We start from the raw sequence: 21,600 nt of genomic DNA, 5'->3' as shown, positions 1-21,600 counted from the left end.
GTTCGCTACGACCCAGTTGTATGCCTGCCAGGTCGCCGGCTTGTATATGATATTGCTGCCGCAGGTAATCCCCCAGTTGATTGGCTCTTTCATTCAATGCTTTATAGGTAAGCGCCGTTCCTTCAAACACCAGTGCCGTATTATCCGGCGTTTGGGCTGCCTGTGCTTCAAACAGGTGCACAATTGTTTGTGTGGTGGGATAAGTAACCGCAGTGGCATCAAAGGAGGTTAATAGTGCATGCCGCTCTACGGCGCTTAAATAATCTATTGTATTCACAGGCGCATCGGGTTGGGCGATGACTGCTGTCAGCAGTTGTTCCAGGTGGTGTACCAGGCGCTCTGCCATATCTTTCGTATAGATGTCGCTGTTATATACCAAAGTAAGCAGCACAATGTCGCCTATCTCCGCAAAATCAAAGGTCAGGTCAAATTTGCTGGTCCAGGCCGATTCTCCGTCATAGCCATTTACTTTTAGTGATCCCAGGCTTTGCTGATCCCCCGGTTTATTGAGCGAGGTATTCTGTAATACCACTGTTACATCAAATAAAGGGTGACGGCTCATGTCGTGAGGAATATCCAAAGCATCCACCAGTTCATCAAAAGGATATGCCTGATGCACGTAGGCGTCCAGGGTTTGTTCCCTGGTGGCTGATAGCAGGCTCCGGTAACTTTCCGATCCACGGGGGCGGCTTCTTATCGGCAGCATATTGGAATAAAAACCGATCTGGTATTCCAGGTCCACATGTTCCCTGCCGGCGATAGGAATACCGATTACGATATCTTCCTGACCGGTATAGCGATGCAGCAACGCATTCACCGCTGCCAGCAACCCCATAAACAAAGTACTGCCCTGTTCCTGGCAAAGTGTTTTTATACCTTTGCTGATAGTGGCATTAATGACCTTGTGGGTGGCGCCTCCGGCATAGGTTTTTATGGACGGACGGGGCTTCTCTGCCGGCAGTTCAAGTACAGGCAGGCTATCTTCAAACTGCTGCAGCCAATAGTTCTTATGCACTTGTATTGCCGGACTGCTTAACTGTGCCTTCTGCCAGACCGCATAATCTTTATACTGCACACGCAATGGCGGCAATGTGGCCGCTACTCCATTGACAACGGCATTATACAGCGACAACAAATCATTGACCAAAACGCCTATCGACCAGCCATCGCTGATAATATGATGCATTACATAACTGAATACCCATTTATCATCTGTGAGCTGCAGCAAGGCGGCACGGGTCAAAGGACCAGTAGCCAGGTCAAACGGTTGCAGGTAATGCTGCTGTACCTGTTCTGACAACACCTGTTCCGGTGCTGCCTCATTACGTAAATCGCGGTATGCTATCTGAAAGCCGGTATCTGCCAGCGACCGGACAAATTGTCGGATTTCTCCATGCTCATCTTCTTTCAATACGGTGCGTAATATTTCATGCCGCTCCAATAAGGCATTAAAAGCCTGCTCGAATGCTTCCCTGTTCAAATCGCCTTCAAACACGTACACACCGGGCATATTGTAGGCCACGTTCCCTCCTTCAAACTGGCTCAACACCCATAGTCTGCGTTGCGAAGAGGATAATACATAACCGGATTGTACAGGCGCCAGTGGTATAGTGGTAAAGGATTGTCTGGCAGATTGCGCTATCAATGCAGCCTGGTCCTCCAGCACTACGAGAGAGAATAATTCGCTTAAGGATACTTTTACATCAAACACCTTGTGAATCTGGCTGGATAAGCGGGTGGCTTTTAAACTATGTCCACCTATCTCAAAAAAATTATCTTTTACGCTTATCTGTTCCCTGCCCAGTATCTCCTGCCAGATCCGCAGCAGCTTCTCCTCCGCTTCATTACGCGGCGCAACATAGGCTACGCCGGTTTCCATTCCCATATCTACCGGCTCCGGTAAACGTTGCCTGTCCACTTTTCCATTGATAGTTAACGGCAACTCATCTAACTGTACGAAATAGCCCGGTATCATGTAGTCAGGCAACTGTTTACTTAAATAGGCGCGTAATGCAACTGTATTCAGGGTCGCTTTTGCCACTATATAGGCTATCAGTTCCTTTTCACCACCGGCGTTGGGCCTGGCTATAACTATTGCAGATGTAATAACGTCTTCATTTAGCAGGGCATTTTCTATCTCACCCAGTTCTACCCGGTACCCCCGTATTTTTACCTGTGCATCCTTACGCCCTAAGATGACGATATTGCCATCAGGCAACCATTTGCCTAAATCACCTGTTTTATATAACCGCTCTCCCGCTTTGAACGGGTGAGCTACAAACTTCTCTGCTGTCAGTTCCGGTTTATTTATATATCCTCTTGATACACCGTCTCCGCCAGTACATATTTCGCCAATGACGCCTATAGGACATAGTGATCCGGCCGGAGTAAGGATGTAAATCTGCGTATTCTGCACGGGGCTGCCAATCAGCACATGGCTGCTGCCGGATATCCTCGGTATCTTATAGCAGGTAGTAACATCTGAACATTCTGTCTGTCCGTAGGTATTCACAATTTCCAGATGCTCATTGCCGGCGTAGCATTTGTCTACAAAATAAGTATTCAACTTTTCCCCGGTCAGGATCAGCGTTTGTATGCCAGTCAAATCAATTCTCTCTTCATAGAACAGGTGTTCATTCAGCTGGGACGGAATTACTTCCAGCATGCGGGCGCCCACAACAGCGGCTTTATGCAGCAGCTTACTGATGTTCTTCAGTTCTTCCTCATTGCACAACACACATTTTCCCCCAACAATAAGGGGTGCCCACAGTTGCCATATACCACCTACAAAGTGCAGTTGTGAATTATGACAGATCACGCTTGCTTCATTTAGTTGCAGCAGCTCAATTTTACTAAAGAGGTGATTGATGATACCTTTATTTTCCAGCATGCATCCTTTCGGCTTCCCGGTTGATCCTGACGTATAAATCACGCAGACCAGGTCATGCGGGCCATTAACGGGCGCCGGGTTCTTACCGGAACAGGACTGCTCCATTTTGCTGAACTTTCTTAGTTCCGCTTCATCTATCATCACCTTACAGTTACTATCTGTAGCTATATAATCAATACGCTCCTGCGGGTAACCGGGCGCTATGGGTACGCAGGCGCCACCAGATTTCAGCACACCCAGCAAGGCGATGACCATCTCTTCATTGCGGTCTAACTTTATACCTACCAGGTCGTCGGGCCGGATATGGTACTCCTTTCTTAAATAATCCCCCAGTTGGTTGGCCTTTTCATTCAGTTGTGCATAGGTCAATTCCTGATTTTCAAATACCAGGGCTATATTATCCGGCGTCTTTTTCACCTGGGCCTCAAACAGGCTCACAATTGTGCTATCACGCGGATAGTCTGTAGCCGTGTTATTGAAGGTCATCAACAGCTGCTCTTTCTCTGCTGCACTGATATACTCAAGCTGGTGAATCGCCTGCCGGGGAGTGGTAATAATGCCTTTCAGGATAGCAAAGAACAGTTCTCCGAGTTTTTCGGCCGTAAATCCCGATCTCAGCTTCCTGGTCAAATGCAGGCTCATCTGGTATGCTCCGCCGGTACTGTTTACGGTAAAGTCCAGGTAGGTATTTGTAAGCCCGTGCCCTGTCAGGTTAAGCACCGGCCGGGCAGATGCAGCCTGGTCTGAGGGCGCGCTCATAAGAGATCCATATGCATGGAAATCGACATAATTAAAAAAAGTATCAAAAAAATGGTTCCCCGCATTTCGCTGTTGATGTATATCAGATAGTTGCAACACACTTATCCTTTCATAATACTTCAATGCAATCTGTTTATCCTGTACCCTGGTGATGAGCTCATCACCTGTTACATTTTCATCTATCAGCATTTTAAACGGCACGGCATTTAAAAAACATCCCAGCACCTTTTCCCCGTCTTCGCCGGTCAGCCGGGTATTTGTAACCAAACCGGCCACTATTTCATTATCGTCATTCAATACCCTCAGCATAAGCAGGTATGCGGTGAAGGAGATGGCTTTTACGGTAGATTTTAAATCAAACGCCAGCTGTTCCAGTTTCTTCACATGCGTGTTGTCGAGATATGCCGCATAATTGCTGACCTCCACTTCTCCGGTGAACAGATCCAGTCGTTTGTAATCAGAGAGTTCCTTTTCCCAGAAAGCTTTTATCGAATCATCTCTTTTATCTATCTCATGCTGAATGATGAAATCTTTATAGTCTGACTTTAACTTACCAGGTTTATAGAAGGGATCATCTGCCAATTGCAGGTATAAATTATTCAGCTCTGTTATAAACAGGGCGTCACTCCATCCATCTATGATAGCATGATGACACTGGAAAACAAATATGATATCATCGCTGCCCAGGTTGAAGGCCGCCATTCTCCACAGGGGGGCCGCTGTTACGTCAAAGGGATGGGCCAGTTCTGCTTTCATAAATTCCTGTATCCTGCTTTCCTGTTCCTGCAGCGGCGTACCGGTAAGGTCTTCATAGTGCACGGAAACATTTACCTTATGGTATACTATCTGCACCGGAGCCTCCTCATCACTTATATTAAATCCTGTTCTTAAAATGGTATGCTTTTCCACTAATAATTCCAGCGCCGTACGAAGCCTGCCGATCTCAAAGCCTGCCAATATCTTTCTCCGTACCATCTGATCATGATAGATGCCCAATCCCGTGTCCATCAAAGATTCGAACACCATCCCCTTCTCAATATCGCTCATCGGGTAAATATCTGCTATGTTCATTTTATCCGGGAGATGATCTGACGCTAAAATGCGCTTTTTCAGCGTTTCTATTTCCGCTATCACCAATGTGCCGGTGGCTTCCCGCTCTTTGTTCTGCTGTTCCAGCACGCCCTTATTATCTGGCACATGCGCCAGCAATTTTTCAATGGTATGATGTTTATAGATATCGCCAACCGGTATTTCCAGGTGTAGCTGCTTCCGTATTTCACTGATCATTTTCAATATCCTGATAGAATCACCGCCCAGTTCAAAGAAACTATCGTTTATGCCTATACGTTCTTTACCCAATATCTCCTGCCATATCAACACCATTTTCTGTTCCGTTTCATTTCCCGGTGCTACATAGGTTGCTCCTGTTGTAAGACCGGACGCCTCCGGAGCAGGCAAACTTTTCTTATCTACTTTACCGCTGGTTGTTAAAGGCAATTGCGATAAATGAACAAAATAGCCGGGAATCATATAGGCCGGCAATGTGGTACTTAAATATGCCCGCAAATCCGGCGCGGACAAACCTGCGTCGCCCTCGAAATAGGCTATTAACTCCTTATCACCATTGGTATTGGGCCTGGCAACTACTACGGCTGCCGCTATTTTTTCATGCTCCTGCAGGGCTTTCTCTATTTCTCCCAGCTCTATGCGATGACCATGTATCTTTACCTGGTCATCCTTGCGACCAGTGAATATTATATTACCATCCGGCAGCCATTTACCCAGATCCCCCGTTTTGTACATCCGTATATAATCACAGGAGAGCAGGGCGGCATTTGTTTTATTCCCACAGAATACAAACAATTCATAATCCTGTATGCCATTCTTACTTCTAACACGGGTTTTTACCTTAAACAACTCAATATTATCAATACCATTCCGAACCAAAGCTTCCAGTAAGTAATACTGATCTTCCTTTGCTGTTATGCCTGGTGTTAATTTATTCTCAAACCTTGTGTAGCTGAAAGCGCTTTGATTACTACCATCTTCATGCTCCACTATGGGCAATAGGGTGCCCAGGATAAATCTGCCGCCTTCCTTTAATACTGCTGTCATATTCTGCAACAGGTTAGCAGGATACTGCACCCGGTCCAGGGTTAAGGTGCTTATCACAAAATCCATGGAACCAATTTCCAGTTTCGTATCCCTTAAAAAAACATCCGTTGGTGTATCTATCCGGGAAATGATGCTGTTAATGTTTTTATTGATGAGGTTTTCGATAAAGTAGGGATTGATGTCAATGCCCGTTACGTTCTCCACACCGTTGTCACGGATGTTTTGTAGCAACTCTCCGCTACCACAGCCAAAATCCACCCCTTTGGCGGATGCTGGTATTTCCCTGCCGGCCAGTTTCAAAAATACTTTCCAGGATATACTTTCGGTTTTATAGGTATCAAACATTCCTTCATAATAGTATCTCAGGAATGTCTTTTTAAATTCGGTATCCGGGTCATTCTCCTGTAATATCCTTATCACCCGTTCTTTTAGCTCTCCCGTGAAGTGTTGCTCTATTTCAGGGATAATATCTTCTATTGCAACAGCGGTGTCTATTCTGTCATTTACTTTTTCGAACAGCTCATTTATTTCTTTGGTCATTTTCCCTTTGCGGAAAACATCCGTATTAATTACTTCTCCCTTTTCTATATAGCGGGTATTCAAATAAAAATGGTTGGGAAGAAAAGCGGCAAAGGTTTTTCCCCGGTCATTAAAATAGCCGCGTGCAGTTCCAGGGCCGCTTAAATAGATGTCTCCTTCTATTCCTATTGCAGACGGGTTCATGTTGGCATCGGCTATATATGTTTTCAGATTGGGCCTGGAGTTGCCGATAGGAATGACAGCCATTTCCTGCCTGCTATGCCATACATGCGAGTAAACGGTATATTCTGTAGGACCGTAGCCATTAATAAAGTGGCAGTTATTTTTCCATCTTTCGTATAATTCCACTGTACACTTCTCGCCTACCGATACAATTTTTGGCATGCCCGTAATGGCTGTTGGGTCTAACTGCCGGAGCATGGACGGCACTGTTACTACTACATCAATTTCATACTTATTAATGATAGCAATAAGGTCCAGGAAGTTTTCCTTGTTGATCATTACCAGGGAGCAGCCATTGGTTAATGCCATTATGCATTCTCCAACAGAAGCATCAAAACTAAAAGGTCCCATCTGGGAAATCTTCTTTGTTTCATCGAGGTTAAAATATTGTTTTTGCCAGACCGACAGATCTACCAGCGACCTATGTTCGATCATGACTCCTTTGGGTTGTCCTGTGGATCCTGATGTATAGATTACATACGCCAGATCGTGGGGACGGCTCTCTGCCGGAGGAATATTCTCCACATTTTCTATTGTATCCAGTTGCACGTCTACTGCAAATACAGCTCCTGTATAATAGGATAAATCAAAAATATAATCCGTCTGCGTTAACAATACCTTTATACCGGTATCCTGTATAATATACTCTTTCCTGCTCAGGGGATATTCAGGATCTATCGGAACATATGCGCCACCTGATTTCCATACACCCAATACAGACACGATCATCTTTTCAGATCTGTCCATCATAATACCGACCAGTTCATCGGGTCTGATCTTATAGTGCTGACGTAAGTAAGCGCCTAAGCGGCTGGCGCGTTCATCCAACTCTCCATAGGTAAGCGTCAACCCTTCAAATAGCACCGCTATATTATTGGGATGCATCCTTACCTGCTCTTCAAACAGGTCCAGCGCGGTTTTATTTTCCGGGAAACCGGTAGTCGTGTCATTAAATACCGTTAAGAGCTGCTCCTTTTCTTCTTTTCCCAATAACTCCAACCGATCGACCGGCATACCGGGATTTGTTATAATAGCCTCCAGTAATTGCTCCAGATGGCGGCCTATCCGCTCTACGGTACCGGGAATATAAATATCACTATTGTACTGTATGTTCAATTGTATCTCTTCTCCTACTTCCGTGAATCCAAATATCATATCAAACCTGCAGGCCTGCGTTACTTCCTGGTCATAGGGGCTGATTTTTAATTCCCCCATCTGTTGTGGTTGCCCTGTACTAATAATTTTCTGATGGTCCAGCACTACCTGTACATCAAACAGGGGGTTCCTGCTCAGATCCCGTTGCAGTCGCAATTCTTCCACCAACCGCTCAAAAGGATATACCTGGTGTTCAGACGCCCCCAGTACTACCTTTTTCACCTGTATCAGTGCTTCTCTGAAATTGTTTTCACCACTACCTGTTAATCTTAATGCCAGTGTATTTCCGTAATACCCGATCTGTTCCGCCAGATCAGCATGTTCGCGTCCTGCCATCGGGGTACCGATGATTATATCTTCCTGCCCGGTATATTTATACAGCAGGGTATTTACCAGTGTCAGCAGGCCCATAAACAGGGTGGCATCCGCTTCTTCCACCAGTCTTTTTATTCCTTTACTTAACTGCGGGGATATGCGTTTACCTGTGACGGCGCCATTATAAGTTTTTATGGCCGGGCGTATATTATCTCCCGGCAAAGCCAGTACCGGCAATGGCCCTTCAAATTGCTTCAACCAATAATTCTTATGCCGCGTCAGTCTTTCTCCGCTCAGTTGCTCCCGCTCCCACACTGCATAATCTTTGTATTGAATATGCAATGGCGCTAACGGAGCAGGTTCACCTTTTGTATGCGCATTATAGAGTTGTAATAATTCATTGATAAACACTTCGAGTGACCAGGCGTCCATTACTATATGATGAATCACATAGCCTAATACCCATTGCTGATCTTCCAGCTGGTACAAAGCAGCACGGAACAATGGGCCCGATGACAGGTCAAAAGGGGCGATGATGGCCGCCTCCATTAATTGCTTCAACTGTTTTGCCGGTTCCTCTTCGCCACGCAGATCATGGTATGTTATGCCAAATCCCAGCGCTGAAAGTGGCAGAATAAACTGCCGTACCTCTTCCCGCTCATTTTCCCGGAATACCGTACGCAGGCTTTCATGGCGGTTTATCAGGGCATGTAAGGAGTGTTCCAGTGATGCAGTATCCAGGTTTCCCTCAAATACATATACCCCTGGCGTGTTGTAAGCAATATTACTATCCTCAAACCGGCTTAAGATCCATAACCGGTACTGGGAAGAAGATAAGGGATAGCTTTCAAGGAGTGAGGCATTATGAATGCCGCTATAGTCTTCTTTTTTATCTTTATATGCATGAATGAGCGCTATGAGATCATTCTTATGATACTTAATATCGGTTAACAGCTCATTAGTCAGCACTCCTTTCGGCGCTTTTATATCGAGGTTACCATCAACCAGCTTCACCTTTACATTTAGCTTCCTTAATCTTGTATACAACTCTGATATCATATAACTATATTTTAAGCATACAAAGCTTTACTGCTGAACAATTCTTTTTCGGCAAACAAACGTGCGGCTATCCGGCCTTCCTCCTTACATTTCTCTATCAACATATTGGACTGGATGATAGGATTGGAATGTTCCGTATAATGTACATCCAGGATATGCTGTACCCATGGCTCTTCTCCCATGGCATACACATATACTTCTTTAAAATTAAAACGGTGCACCATGTCTATACCTTCATTAAAATTGCTGCCTCTGCCCCTGCGGGAGAAGTCCTTTTCTCTTTCCTGTTTTTCAGTAAATACAGGTCCGTACACCCATGATGCAGGCGATCCGTCGCACTCCATTCCCATGAACAGCACGTCAATGTCTCCTGTAAAATCGTGCAGATGCCTGTACAATTCAGGAGATTGATTGCAGGCGTCTGCCACCGCCAGCAGGGTGTATTCTCCCAGCCGGATATGATATCCAAGTTTGCTGTTGATATGCAGATCATGATGTTCGCCGATAAAAGGTACCCCGGTGATGACGATACCGGAATCAGAAACTACCTGTTCCAGGTCTGTCAGTTCAATGATATTCTTAAACCCGAGGTTCCTCAACATCAGTTTCAGGGAGGGATCTTGTACGGCGCCATCAATATTTTTACCTACAATAATATTTTTAGTTTTATGCCTTATCTGTAACATCGTTTCCATCAGAATATGATCGTGATGTCCGTGTGTAATCAGCACATAGTCAATTTCATCAGGAAGATCATCATAGGTATAGCGGGAGATATCAGATTCATAGGTGTAGCTGAGCACCGGATCCAGCAGAATGCTATGCTCCTTTGTTTCAATTAAAATGCAGGCATGGCCGAAATACCTGATACGGATACTGTCTCCATTATACTTCTCATAAGTATCCGGTTTGACGGTGGTAAACAAACTTCTAAACAACGGCTCCTGTTCCGGTGTAATGCCCAGTTGCGCTTTGATATCATCAAATGCCTTTGGTACCTGCTTCATTTTAAATAATTCATCCAATGCAGCAGAACGGAATGGCAACTGCAACTCCAGTGTATCCGGATTGGATAACCTGGGTGTAGAAAAAATAAAGGGTCTGTCTGCATCTTTATCTATCAGGGATAGTGCTACACTTTGAAACGACTCAATGTAATAAGGGCTGTTATAAATTAACGACTCGTAAAAGCGGAAATCCGGCCTGTGATGCCGGTCATAATACAGTTCAACATATCCCTTCAACTCCGCAGGGATTTCATTATACAGGGATTGCATCGCAAAACCGGTAGCTTTTTTTCTAAGCAGTTTATCAAGGGCACGGATAGCTGCTACAAAATCAAACAGTGGCCGTGACAACTCTTTTGTTCTTTCCAGCAAAGCACTTACTTCTTCCGCACAATTGCTATCCAGGTCTATGAAAGGTCCTCCTTTAAAAGCAGGGTCCTTTACGGCTTTGGCATGCGTTTCCGGATCATTGATATATGATTCCATAATGGGAATGTACCTGCCCACTACATTCAAACCTGTTAATACCGGGGGTATGATATGATGCCAGGCATACCAGTTATTGATCAACGGCTCTACCTTTACATTATTCCTTAAATAAACTTTTTGTGTATCCATGTTTTTATATTTTAAATGGAAATATTTTCTTCATCTTCCACATCTGCCGCTTCATTATTGACCCAATAGGTTTTTTCTATTTCATGATAAAGCCCTTCAATGGTTGGATGGTTGAATAAAACGGAAAGACTGAGATTAACATCAAATATTTTCCGGATACGGGTTATTAAGAGCGTACCTTTTAAACTATGTCCTCCGATCTTAAAGAAATTATCGTTTACTCCTATATCCTTCCGATCCAATACTTCCTCCCACAGCAACACCAGCTTTTCTTCTATTTCGTTCCGGGGAGCGACATATTCCACCCCTGTTTGTATTTCCAACCCTTCCGGATGCTGTAGTTTTTTCTTATCTATTTTTCCATTAACGGTTAAAGGAAATGCCGCCAGCTGTATATAATGATCCGGCATCATGTAAGCCGGTAGTATGTTGGCCAGATATTCCTGTAATCGGGTGGTGGTCAGTTCTTCTTTACCTACTATATATGCCCGCAATTCCGTTTCCCCACTACTGCCGGGTTGTGCGGTCACAACGGCAGCATCAATATCCGGATAAGCATTTAATGCGCTTTCCACTTCTCCCAGCTCTACCCGGTAGCCGCGGATTTTCACCTGGTCATCATTCCGGCCGATGTACATCATATTCCCATCTTCCCTCCACTTACCAAGGTCACCGGTTTTATAGATCCGCTCTCCTTTCCTGAATGGATTGGGGAGAAACTGCGCTGCTGTTAATGCACCCTGATTCAGGTAGCCCCTGGCCAATCCTGCCCCGCCTATATATATTTCCCCTACCGCTCCGGGAGGAACCAGGTTCAGGTACGGGTCCAGCAGGTATAACTGCGTATTGGATATAGGTATACCAACAGGAATAACGGGTGATGTAATGATGCTGTTCTTCTCTATGCGGAATATCGTGGCACATATAGCCGACTCCGTAGGGCCGTAGGCGTTATAATACGTACCCTGCCGGGAAAAAGCAGTGGCATGCGCAGTTATCGCCGCCTCTCCTGCCGTAATGAGCTTCTTTATTGTTTGCAGTTTCTCGATTGATAATAGCTGTAGGAAAGCCGGAGGAATGGTGGCAAAATCAATTCCGTGTGCCGTAATATATTGTTCAAACAACAGGGGATCTTTCCTGGCTTCCTCCCCAATCACATATAATGTGCCGCCGGAGGTAATAATGTTAAATATTTCCGATACAGATGCATCAAATGAGAAAGAAGCAAACTGCAATCCTCTCTCGGAGCCTTTTACATCAAAAGCCGCCTGTTGTGCCAGGATCGTGTTTACAATAGCACGCTGTTCAATCATCACTCCCTTGGGCTGCCCGGTGGAACCTGAGGTGTAGATCACGTAAGCAAGACTGGCGGGTTTACTTACTGGTCCCTCCCACTCCTTACTGTATAATTTCGCTTCCTGTATAAAACTTTCCAGCTCATGTATATCTATTACTACTTTGCATTCGCTGTCCTCCAGCATAAAATCAATCCGGTCTTCCGGGTAAGATGGATCTATAGGTACATAGGCGCCACCACTTTTCAATACGCCTAATATGGCAACGATCATCCATTGACTCCGTTCCAGTTTCAGGCCAACGAGGTCATTTTCTTTTACCCGGTACTTCTTCCTTAAATATTTACCCAACTGACTGGACTTTTCACTCAGCTCCTGGTAACTCCATGCGGTGTCTTCAAATACTACAGCTGCCTGGTCGGGTGTCTTTTCCGCCTGTGTTTCAAAGAGCGCTGCGAGCGTGAGCTCTTTCGGGTATTCTGTCTCCGTGTTGTTGAATTCATATAACAATTGCTGTCTTTCCGCAGCCGTTAAATATTCTATTTTGCTAATCGCCTTATCTGGCTGTGCGACCACTGCATCCATTAACAGGAATAAGTGGTTCGTCAGGCGTTCAATATTTTGTTGCGTATATATATCACTGTTATACTCCAGTTTCAACTGTATTGTTTCTCCGCCTTCTGAGAAATTAAAGGCCAGGTCAAATTTACTTACTCCGCTTTCTGCCTCGTAGCCGCTTACTTTCAGACCGCCCAGTTCCTGTGGATCATTTGTGCCCGCAGTGGCTTCATTATGCAACACCAGCCATACATCGAACAATACGTTACGGCTCAGATCCCGCTGCGGCTGTAGTATCTCTACCAGTTCATCAAATGGGAACAGCTGGTGTTCATGGGCATCAGAGGTATTCACCTTTACGTTTGCCAGTATTGTTTTAAAGCTATCTCCTGCCTTGAAACGGTTTCTCAGTGCAACGGTATTGATATAAAATCCTATCTGATCTTCCAGGTCCGCATGCTCCCTGCCTGCAACAGGGCTGCCAATCACAATATCTTCCTGATTTGTATACCGATGTAATAAAACATTGACCGCCGACAGTAAGCCCATGAACAAAGTAGCTCCCTGTTCCTTGCAAAGAGCACTGAATCCTTTAGCGGTTCCGGGGTTGAGGCGACAGTTGACTATTGCGCCATTATAGGTTTTTATGGCTGGTCGGGGCTTGTCTGCTGCCAATGCCAGCACAGGCGCTTCTTCCTCAAACTGCTGCAGCCAATATGCTTTATGGACCTCCATTTGCCCACCGGTTAGCTGCTCCTGCTGCCATGCCACATAATCTTTATACTGGATACGTAAAGGCGGCAAAGCACTGGCCGCTCCTTTGAGGTACCCATTGTATAACTGTAACAGTTCCTTTATCAGGATCTCCATTGACCAGCCATCGCTGATAATATGATGCATCACATAGGCGAACAGCCATTTATGCGGTCGCGTCTGAAACAGTGCAGCACGTAAGAGTGGACCGGTTCCTAAATCGAACGATGCGTTCAGCCAGGCATTCACTATATTTTTTGTTTGCGCCTCGTCTTCCTGCTGCAGATCCTGGCGAACAATATGAAAACCGGTTTCTTCCGGCTTCCGGATAAATTGTTTGATTTGGCCCTGTTCATCTTCCTTAAAGAGGGTGCGCAGATTTTCATGGCGTTCCAGCAAAACAGCAAAGGCATATTCCAGTGCTTCAATGTTCAGCATTCCCTCAAACACGTAAACACCGGGTATATTATAGGCGCTGCTGGCTTCGCGGAACTGGCTTAATACCCATAGCCTGCGCTGAGACGATGACAGCGGGTAGTTTTCCTGCGGGGTTATTTCCCGGATAGCGTTATAGCCGTTTTTTTTAGTTTTATAGGTACTGATAAAATCAATCAGTTCCTCTTTATGAGACCTGATCTCACTCAGCAACGCTTCCGTTAAAACACCTTTAGGCGCCAGTACATCCAGGTTTCCATTCACCAACTGAACATCTATTTTCAGCTGCTTCAGTTTTACATATAAATCCGATAACATAAGGAAAGATTATGGGTTTAACTTATGAAATAGTATTTGCCATCAGTTCTGTTTCCATGGCCTCAAACAACGCATGGATGTTATCCAGGCCAAAACCCTGGTAATTATTCACTCTTTGTACTATTTCATAAAAGAAAGTAGCACGGTCGCCAATAGGAGTGGTAAAAATCTGGAAGAGCAATGCACCATCCAGCACATCGCATAACACGCCATGTTTTCTCAGAAGGGTGATATCCAGATCAGGATACTTTATGGATAATTTTTTATAATAGGAATCCGGGTATTTGGTAAATCGTACACCGTTTGAACGGAGCGCTTCTACTGACTTAAAAATATTACCGGAGCTGAAGGCAATATGTTGTATGCCGGCACCATAATTCTGATCAATGAACAGCGATACCTGGGACCTGACTTCGTGATCCGGCTCTACCAGTACGTTGTTCATCTGCTTATTCTCCGACTGCAGCACTTTCAGGAGCATACCTATTTTCTTTCCCCCACCATTCTGCCTTTCATCAAATTGCGTCACTGTTTTTGAATGGAAAATACTATTGAAATAATTCTCCCAAAGATTGATCTCATTTAAGCGCAAAGCGCAGGCTACGTGGTCTATTTTTTCGAGTGCGGTATCTTCATCAAATACATCCCAGTCCTGCTCAATATTTTTATATCCCGGCATAAAATCGCCACTGTAATGGTCATAGTTGATCAGCACCACTTCGTTGTCATCAAACATTTTCAGGGAAGCTATATCTACAGATCCGCTATCATCACTGATGGTTTCCGGATGCTGTAAAGGAATAGCACCGTTTTTTAATGCCCGCTGGAAGAATTCCTTCACATTACTCACCTTCACGGCTAACTTTTTGATGCCGTTTCCGTGGAGGTCCACGAAAGAAACGATCTTATAAGAACTGGGCTGCGAGGCAGAAGTGATCACCAGCTTAATATCATTCTTGACTATATAGTAAGAGCACCTGTCGGGCACTCCTGTTTCCGGACCGCTATAGGCCACCACTTTAAATCCCAACGCTTTCACATGCCAGTAAACAACCATTTTGGCCATTCCTACATAATACTCGATGTAATCGTATTCCATTGTCAGGAAATCAGATGATATAATACCGTTTGGAGTTTCCATATCTATTATTTTTTTGATTAATTATTTATACGGATGCTATTTTCCAGGTACATGGCCAGGCGTTCAATCCCTGTGCTGATCTGAGCCACGGAGACATGACTGAATGCCAGCCTGATTTCATAATCGCCTCCTTCGCCGAGGTAGAAGAAAGACATGGGAGTAAATACCAGGTGATATTGTTCTGCACAGGTAATCACTTCTGCTTTTGTTACTTTAAAAGGCACTTTAATGGTGATAAAAAACCCACCACCGGGAATATTCCAGCTGATATCTTTTGCCCAGGGAAATTTCCCTGCGTCTAAAAACCTGTTCAGGGAAGAGATCAGCTGATCCCGCTTTTCTTTCAGGTTGGCAATTTTTTCCCGGTTCACCTGTTTAAGAGAGTAGTTATTTTTTATCAGAATGCCACCAAACACGGCCTGGTTAATAGAAGGCGTATTTACAGTGATATAACCTTTTGTTTTGGCCATCAGATCACTTAACGACGTTACCTTCCCTTCTTCCACTACCTGTTGACCAGCCACCAGCGCCGCCAGTCTTAGCGATGGGTACAGGGTTTTTGAGAAGGAGCGCAGGTAGATCACCCGTTTACCTGTATCCAGCGCCTTCAGCGATAATACGTTCGTACCATCGTATGAAAATTCTCCATACGCATTATCTTCCAGGATGAAGAAATCGTATTTACCGGCCAGTTCCAGTAAACGTAACCTGTTTTCAACGGGCATTATATTCCCTGTGGGGTTCTGATAATCTGAAATGACATAAACAATCTTCACATTTTTGCCTTGCTGCCGGTGCTGTAGTATTTTTTGTTCCAGCGTATTCAGGCAAAGTCCCCGTTCATTTACCTGAACAGGTGTTACCGGGTATCCTGTTATTATTGAAAAGTGGGTGATGCCCACGTAAGTAGGATCTTCCACGATGATGACATCTTTTTCTTTATCGCACAAGGTCATCACGGCAATGGCCAGCGCCTCCTGTGTACCTACGGTGATCAGCAGATCTTCGGGATTGGCCTTTATACCTTCATCTTTTTCCAGGTACGCGGCCACCTGTTCGTTGATAATACCTTTAGCACGGTTATATTGTCCCAGGTTGTTCATCACGGTTTGCCGATCCTTCTTTTCAGCGGCTGCTACAGCATCCACATAGGTATTAAAGTAGACGGGGAAATCCTGCAAGCCAAAATAGTGTTCATCAGGGCGGCCAGACGCCAGAGAGATCGCCGTGGGGTATTTTAGCTGTATCTCATTTAAGAATCCCATTACATCTTCTCCGATATTCTTTAACAGTGGGTTCACCATCTTCCAGATATTTATATTGAAATTCTTTCTGTATTGTCCACACCAAAAAGCTCATTGCTGGCCCAGTAGGTTTTTTCAATTTCCCCGGCAATGCCTTCAATAGTAGGGTTACCCAACAATGTCAGCAGGTTCAGGTTCACATCAAACGTTTTGCGGATCTGGCTGGCCAGCCGGGTAGCTTTCAGGCTATGGCCGCCTATTTCAAAAAAGTTGTCTTTTACGCCTATCTTTTCCCTGCCTAATATTTCCTGCCAGATCAATACCAGCTTTTCTTCCAGCTCATTGCGCGGTGCTACATATACAACACCTGTTTCCATTCCAATACCTTCCGGGTCCGGCAGGCGCTTTCTGTCTACCTTTCCATTAGCCGTTAAAGGCAATGCTTCCAGCTGCACAAAATAACCGGGCACCATATAGTCGGGTAAGCATTTACTTAAATGCGCCCGTAACAGGGCGGCGTTGAAGTCAGTTTTGCTTACTATGTATGCCACCAGCTCTTTCTCTCCTTCTGTATTATTTTTTGCCACTACCACCGTAGCGGTGACCGCATCATGCGCCTGTATAGCGTTTTCAATCTCCCCTAACTCAATCCGGTAACCACGGATCTTTACCTGTTCATCTATCCTTCCCAGGTATTCCAGTTCCCAGTTATCCAGGATCTTCACCAGGTCTCCGGAGCGGTACCATCGTTCATCTCTTTTAAATGGGCTGGCCATGAAGCGCTGGCTGGTAAGTTCATCGCGGTTCAGGTATCCTTTAGCCACACCGGCGCCTCCCACATATAGTTCCCCGGGCACTCCGCGCGGCAGCAGCTGCTGTTGCCGGTCCAGCACATAACAGCTAAGCGTGGGAACAGGCTTGCCTATATTGCTGATGTTTACTGTTATCTCTTTATTGGTGATTTCCTTGTACGTAACATGCACGGTTGTTTCTGTAATACCATACATATTTATCAGCCTGGTGTGTGGATATCTCTCTTTCCATTCCTTTAATTTTGCGGGACTCAACGCTTCTCCGCCGAATATAACATAGCGCAGCTGAAGGTCCGTTTGCGCTTTTAGCAGCTCCTGCTTTATTATGTTATAGAAGGCAGAAGGAGTTTGATTTAACACGGTTACTTTTTCCTGGCGCAACACTTCGAGGAAGGCCTGCGGATCTTTTGCCGTTAATAGGGGGACCACGACTAATTTACCACCAAACAGCAGGGCGCCATACATTTCCCATACAGAAAAATCAAAACAGCAGGAATGAAACAGCGTCCATACGTCCGCTGCGCCAAAATCAAATAAAGGTTTATCCGTTTTAAACAGACGTACTACATTACGGTGTGTGATGAGGGTGCCCTTGGGATGCCCTGTAGTACCGGAGGTATAGATAACATAAGCCAGGTCACCGGGTTTGTTGACGGCTACCGGTTCCTCTTTGGGATATTGTTCCTCCTGCAACCGGAAACTCCATAATTCCTGCTTATCGATCACTACTTTGCACTGACTGTCCGCAATCATATAATCAATACGTTCCTGCGGATATTCCGGATCAATGGGCACATAAGCGCCGCCGGCCTTCAGTACTGCCAGAATGGTTATCACCAGCCAGTCACTGCGCTCTAAAATTATTCCTACCAGGTCATTCGGCTTTATTTTATAACGCTCTCTCAGGTAGTGTCCTAACTGCGCCGACCGTTCATGTAGCTCTTTATAGGTTAACGATCTTTTTTCAAAAACAACAGCTACATGGTGAGGGCTGTGTTTTACCTGTTCCTGCAACAGATCTACCAGCGTTATTGCTGTTGGATAGGATACATCTGTGGTATGAAGGGCATTTAACAACTGATGCCGTTCTTCCGGGCTTAAATAGTCTATTGTGTGAATAGGCTGATCCGGACGGGCGCAAACTGCTGCCAGTAATTGCTCCAGGTGGCGTGTTAACTGTTCTGCTGTATTTTTCGTATAAACGTCACTGTTATAGATGAGGTTCAAATACAACGAGTCCGCTGTTTCTGTAAAATCAAACACCAGGTCAAACTTGCTCATTATCGTTGTGGTGCCGGTGTAGTTACTCACCTTCAATGCACCCAGCGTTTGTTGATCACCGGTAGAGGGAATGGCGGCGTTCTGTAGCACCATCACTACATCAAATAAAGGATGCCTGCTAATGTCATGAGGGATTTGCAGCGCATCTACCAGCTCATCAAAGGGATATACCTGATGCTCATAAGCATCCAGGGTTACCTGTTTTACCTGCCCGAGTAATTCCCTGTAGCTATTGTCTCCTTTAAACCGGGAACGAAGGGGTAATGTATTCACATAAAAGCCGATCTGGTCTTCCAGTTCAGGATGCTCTCTGCCGGCTGTTGGGCTACCAATCACAATATCGTCCTGCTGTGTATACCGGTACAACAATATATTTACAGCAGCCAGTAAACCCATAAACAGGGTAGCCTGCTGCTCCTGGCAAAGCGCTTTTATCGCTTTATTCACCTCTGCATGGATGGTCGTATGTACAATGCCGCCGTTATAGGTTTTAATCGCAGGACGGGGCTTATCCGCCGGCAGGTCCAATACCGGTAATATCTCCCCGAATTGTTTGCGCCAATAGCTGCTGTGGTCCTGTAGGCGTTCTCCACTTAGCTGCGCCTGTTGCCAGGCGGCATAATCCTTATACTGAATGCGCAATGGTTTTAATGCAGCCACCTTCCCTTTGATGATGGCATTGTAGCACTGCAACAATTCATTCATCAACACATTCATAGACCAGCCATCGCTGATAATGTGATGCATCACGTAACTGAAAATCCATTTATTATCTGCTACCTGGTATAAACCGGCTCTCAACAGGGGACCGGTGGCGAGGTCAAAAGGTTCAATAAAAGAGGCGCTTACCAGGTCTTCCTGCACCGCCTGGCTTTCGTTTCGCAGATCATGACAGGTGATCCTGAACCCGGTTTCCCCGGTAGAGCGGATGAATTGACGTACTTCTCCCTGCTCATCTTCCATGAATACGGTACGCAGTATTTCATGACGGTCCAGCAATTCTTTAAACGCAGATTCCAGGTCAGCAGGATTCAACATGCCTTCAAATACATGTGCGCCAGGTATATTATAGGCCGCATTTCCRCCACCAAACCGACTCAATACCCATAACCGGCGTTGGGAGGAAGATAATGTATAACCAGCCTGCTCTTTAATCAGCGGAATATTGAAGTAATCATACTTATTCAGTGATGTCAGATAACTGATCAGGTCTGCTTTCCTGGATTTAATTTCCGCTAACAGCGCAGGGTCAACTTTTCCTTTAGGATACCGGACAGATAATTCTCCCGCCTCTAACTTTAAGTTGATGTTGTTCTCCCTCAATACAGATAACAACGCTCTCATAGTGTGTTGGATTAAGTTATATCTTAATTTCTTCATAGCTATCGTCATCCGCTACCATAGCGGCTTGCAGCCACATATCATTTTTTATTTTGTCTGCCAGCATTTCAATGGTAGGTTCCAGGAAAACACTTTTCAGATCTATGGTGACGCTAAATATTTTCTTCACCTGCATGATCAGCCTTGTTGCTTTCAGGCTATGACCACCGATTTCAAAGAAATTATCTTTTATGCCTATCCTTTCCCTGCCTAATATTTCCTGCCAGATCAATACCAGCGTTTCTTCTATCTCATTACGCGGTGCTATGTAGGCGATACCTGTTTCCATGCCCAATCCTTCCGGATCAGGTAAGCGCTTCCTATCTACTTTTCCGTTAGCCGTTAAAGGCAGGTCATCTAATTGCACAAAATAACCGGGCACCATATAATCCGGCAGGCGCTGGCCTAACCAGGCCCTCATATCGGATGTGTTCAAAGCCTCCCTGCCTGTAATGTAGGCCACCAGCTCTTTTTCCCCGTCCGAAACGGATATGGCAATGACTACGGCCGCAGTAACGGCAGGATGCTCCTGCAGAATACTCTCTATCTCTCCCATTTCTATACGATAGCCACGGATCTTAACCTGTGCATCTATCCGTCCCAGGTATTCCAGCTCCCAATCTGCTGAGATCTTTACGGCGTCCCCGGAACGATATAACCTTTCGCCTGCCTTAAAGGGATTTTCGATAAAGCGCTCTTTGTTCAGGTCATCCCTGTTCAGGTATCCTTTGGCAACACCGGCGCCACCTACATAGAGTTCTCCCGGTACTCCGGGCGGCAACAGTTGCCGGTGTTCATCCAGCACATAACAGCTGAGCGTGGGAATAGGTATGCCGATATTGCTGATATTTTTTGAGATCTCTTCTTCCGTAATTTCTTTATAAGTAACATGTACCGTTGTTTCTGTAATACCATACATGTTTATCAGCTTAGTATCCGGATACCGCGCTTTCCAGCCTTTTAATTTACCCGGACTTAATGCTTCCCCTCCGAATATCACGTAGCGTAGCCGCAGCGATATATCTGTTGTGACCGGCGCTTGTTTCAGAATATTATAAAAAGAAGAAGGGGTTTGATTCAGCACGGTTACACCTTCCCTGTTCAGCAAAGTGATGAAGGCCTGCGGGTCCCGGGCAGTGAGGGAAGGAACAACGATCAGTTTACCTCCGAATAATAAAGCGCCATACATTTCCCATACGGAGAAATCGAAACAATAGGAATGGAACAGGGTCCATACATCGGACGCATTAAAATCAAATAGGGGCTGATCGTTTTTAAATAAGCGCACCACATTGCTGTGGGTGATAAGCGTACCCTTTGGACGCCCGGTGGTACCTGAAGTATAAATCACATAAGCCGGATCATCGGGCCTGCTGACAATTGCCAGGTTCTGCTTCGTATATCCGTCAGCGTTTTTACTGAAGGTCAGCAGCTCTTCTTCATCGATGACTACTTTACACTGGCTGTCTGCTATCATATAATCGATACGGTCGGCTGGATATTCCGGATCAACAGGTACATAGGCGCCGCCCGATTTTAAGATCCCCAGGATGGCGATCACCATCTGTTCGCTACGACCCAGTTGTATGCCTGCCAGGTCGCCGGCTTGTATATGATATTGCTGCCGCAGGTAATCCCCCAGTTGATTGGCTCTTTCATTCAATGCTTTATAGGTAAGCGCCGTTCCTTCAAACACCAGTGCC

7 protein-coding genes are annotated in these 21,600 nt (G+C 45.4%); all 7 read right to left on the bottom strand.

The window, feature by feature from the left end; genetic code table 11:
- On the bottom strand, window positions 1–9,055 hold a 9,055-nt coding region (locus tag AB4Z08_RS35645; protein ID WP_441578549.1), incomplete at its 3' end, for an amino acid adenylation domain-containing protein.
- Window positions 9,056–9,066: 11 nt separating this feature from the next.
- Window positions 9,067–10,680, bottom strand: a complete 1,614-nt coding sequence (locus tag AB4Z08_RS35640; RefSeq protein WP_441578548.1) for an MBL fold metallo-hydrolase — start codon at window positions 10,678–10,680, stop codon at window positions 9,067–9,069.
- An 11-nt stretch (window positions 10,681–10,691) separates the two neighbouring features.
- Window positions 10,692–14,039 (bottom strand): amino acid adenylation domain-containing protein, encoded by a 3,348-nt coding sequence (locus AB4Z08_RS35635; RefSeq protein WP_441578547.1) that lies wholly within the window; start codon window positions 14,037–14,039, stop codon window positions 10,692–10,694.
- A 22-nt stretch (window positions 14,040–14,061) separates the two neighbouring features.
- A complete protein-coding gene (locus AB4Z08_RS35630) occupies window positions 14,062–15,180 on the bottom strand; it encodes a hypothetical protein (RefSeq protein WP_441578546.1) in 1,119 nt (372 codons plus the stop codon).
- Between the two features lie 17 nt (window positions 15,181–15,197).
- Complete coding sequence (locus tag AB4Z08_RS35625; protein ID WP_441578545.1) at window positions 15,198–16,484, bottom strand: aminotransferase-like domain-containing protein; 1,287 nt, start codon at window positions 16,482–16,484, stop codon at window positions 15,198–15,200.
- An 11-nt stretch (window positions 16,485–16,495) separates the two neighbouring features.
- Window positions 16,496–19,861, bottom strand: coding sequence for an amino acid adenylation domain-containing protein (locus AB4Z08_RS35620; protein WP_441578544.1), 3,366 nt, complete (start codon window positions 19,859–19,861; stop codon window positions 16,496–16,498).
- Window positions 19,862–19,877: 16 nt separating this feature from the next.
- Window positions 19,878–21,600 (bottom strand): amino acid adenylation domain-containing protein (locus AB4Z08_RS35615; RefSeq protein ID WP_441578543.1); only part of this gene is annotated, 1,723 nt, incomplete at its 5' end.

Origin of the sequence: Chitinophaga sp. RAB17, from assembly GCF_052114225.1 — a bacterium.
Lineage (GTDB): Bacteria > Bacteroidota > Bacteroidia > Chitinophagales > Chitinophagaceae > Chitinophaga.
This window is presented reverse-complemented; position numbering and strand designations above follow the sequence as displayed.

Bases quoted from the DNA above. Each gene is read 5' to 3' on its own strand.
- AB4Z08_RS35640 (WP_441578548.1), bottom strand. From the start codon at position 10,680: ATGGATACACAAAAAGTTTATTTAAGGAATAATGTAAAGGTAGAGCCG.
- AB4Z08_RS35635 (WP_441578547.1), bottom strand. From the start codon at position 14,039: ATGTTATCGGATTTATATGTAAAACTGAAGCAGCTGAAAATAGATGTT.
- AB4Z08_RS35630 (WP_441578546.1), bottom strand. From the start codon at position 15,180: ATGGAAACTCCAAACGGTATTATATCATCTGATTTCCTGACAATGGAA.
- AB4Z08_RS35625 (WP_441578545.1), bottom strand. From the start codon at position 16,484: ATGGTGAACCCACTGTTAAAGAATATCGGAGAAGATGTAATGGGATTC.